The sequence below is a fragment of the Streptomyces sp. 8L genome, from assembly GCF_020176795.1.
Taxonomy (GTDB): Bacteria; Actinomycetota; Actinomycetes; order Streptomycetales; family Streptomycetaceae; genus Streptomyces.
In genome coordinates, this window is the sequence record NZ_JAIUKE010000875.1 from 1 (window position 1) to 1,435 (window position 1,435).

Here is a 1,435-nt window from a genome sequence, read left to right on the forward strand (position 1 = left end):
GGGGGGTGCCCCTATCTCTTTCGTCAAGGGGCGGGCCGGTTGATTGGTGATGTTTCAGGTGGCTTGGGGGACGGCTTGAGGTTCGAAGAACGTGCCGTCGCGGAGCATGGCGAACAAGACGTCGACGCGGCGGCGGGCGAGACACATCAGGGCCTGCTTGTGGCGCTTGCCTTCGGCCTTCTTGCGTTCGTAGTAGGCCCGGGATGCCGGATCGGACAGCGAGGCGAACGCGGCCAGGAAGAACGCCCGTTTGAGGTGTTTGTTGCCTCTGCGGGACGGGCTCTCGCCGCGGATCGAGGACCCGGATCTTCGGGTCACCGGGGCGAGCCCGGAATAGGCGGCCAGGTGCCCGGCGGTGGGAAAGGCGGTGGCGTCGCCGATGTCGATGAGGATCCTGGCTCCGGTCCTGACGCCTATCCCCGGCATCGACGTCAGGAGTTCGGAAAGAGGGTGGGACTTGAGCAGCTCCTCGATGTCGGCAGCGAGTTCCTTGCGCTGATCGAGCAGGCCGGAGAGGTTCTTGGCGAGCTTGGGCACGATTACGGCGGCCGCGTCGGTGCCCGTGACGACCACGGTCTGCTCGTCCAGGGCAGTGAAGATGTCCTCGGCCAGGCGCTCGGCCATCCTGGGCGCCTTGGGCCGCAGCAGCGTGACCAGCCGGCGCCGTCCGGCCTTGCGGATCGCCTTCGGGGAGCCGAAGCGTTCGAGGAGGGTGAGCACGGCCGGGTGCTGGATGCGCGGGCCGAGCACGCGTTCCAGGTGCGGGTGGATCTGGGTGAGCAGGCCGCGAAGCCGGTTGGCGACCCGGGTGACTTCGCCTGCGAGGTCGTCGTCGAACCCGACGATCATGTGGAGTTCGGCGATCGTTTCGTCGTCCAGCTCGATCGAGCGGAGTGTGTGCGGCATCGTCCGGGCCGCGTCCGCGATGATCGCCGCGTCGCGGGCGTCGGTCTTGCCCTCGCCAGGGTAAAGGTCGGCGATCCGCCGCATCGTCAGGCCGGGCAGATAGGCGACCTCGCAGCCCGCGTCCCGGGCGACGGCCAGCGGCAGGGCGCCGATCGAGGCGGGCTGGTCGACCACGACCAGGACCTTCCCGTACTTCGCCGTCAGCTTGTCGAGCATGGCCCGCATCCTCGGCTCGCTGTTGGGCAGCGGCTCGTCGACCACACTCTTGCCGTCCGGAGTGAGGCCGGTGGCGTGGTGTTCGCCCTTGCCGACGTCCAGGCCGAGGAACACGGCGACGTCGCGGGTGTCGATCACTTCACTCCTCCTGGGAGGGTTCGTCCTTCCCGGCCAAGGCACGGCGCCGACATCCGGCAACCACGTTACGAAGAGCGTTGCCAGCGGACCGGCGCTCCTGCCCCTATTAGCGATCTACCGGCGCCTTCCGGCCCGGTGACACCACCCCCCGGGTCATGGTCGACAGGGGGACATA

1 protein-coding gene is annotated in these 1,435 nt (G+C 68.4%); it reads right to left on the reverse strand.

Translation table 11 applies throughout. From position 1 onward, the window contains the following. Positions 1-54: 54 nt before the first annotated feature. On the reverse strand, positions 55-1,260 hold the full coding sequence (locus tag LCE31_RS39615) for an IS110 family transposase (RefSeq protein WP_374118717.1): 1,206 nt from the start codon (positions 1,258-1,260) through the stop codon (positions 55-57). Between the last annotated feature and the right edge of the window lie 175 nt (positions 1,261-1,435).